1 protein-coding gene is annotated in these 292 nt (G+C 59.2%); it reads right to left on the reverse strand.

What is annotated here, in order from left to right:
• Positions 1-231 (reverse strand): DNA cytosine methyltransferase (locus HMPREF3119_RS05945; protein ID WP_210388497.1); only part of this gene is annotated, 231 nt, incomplete at its 3' end.
• Between the last annotated feature and the right edge of the window lie 61 nt (positions 232-292).

The raw sequence follows: 292 nt of genomic DNA on the forward strand, positions 1-292 counted from the left end.
ACACGGTGTACCGCCCACCAGCAGATCCGGGGCTGGCACATCACCGGCGCGAACCGCAGCAGCAAGTTTTGTCATATCGCCAAGGTTATCGACCTGCGGCCAGTGAGCAGCCAGTACGGCAGACGGGAACGGTTCAATTTCGCTGAACCAGAGAGGTTTCATTCCGACAGGCTCCCAGGCGACCGAAGCGGCCTCGATGCCGGAGCATACAGATCCGTAAGTCAGGCTCATCAGATAACCCCCTCACGCTGGTAGCGTTTAGCTGTGGCGCGGGTCATGAAATACTGCCGCT

Source organism: Morganella sp. HMSC11D09 (genome assembly GCF_001807955.1).
Taxonomy (GTDB): domain Bacteria; phylum Pseudomonadota; class Gammaproteobacteria; order Enterobacterales; family Enterobacteriaceae; genus Morganella; species Morganella morganii.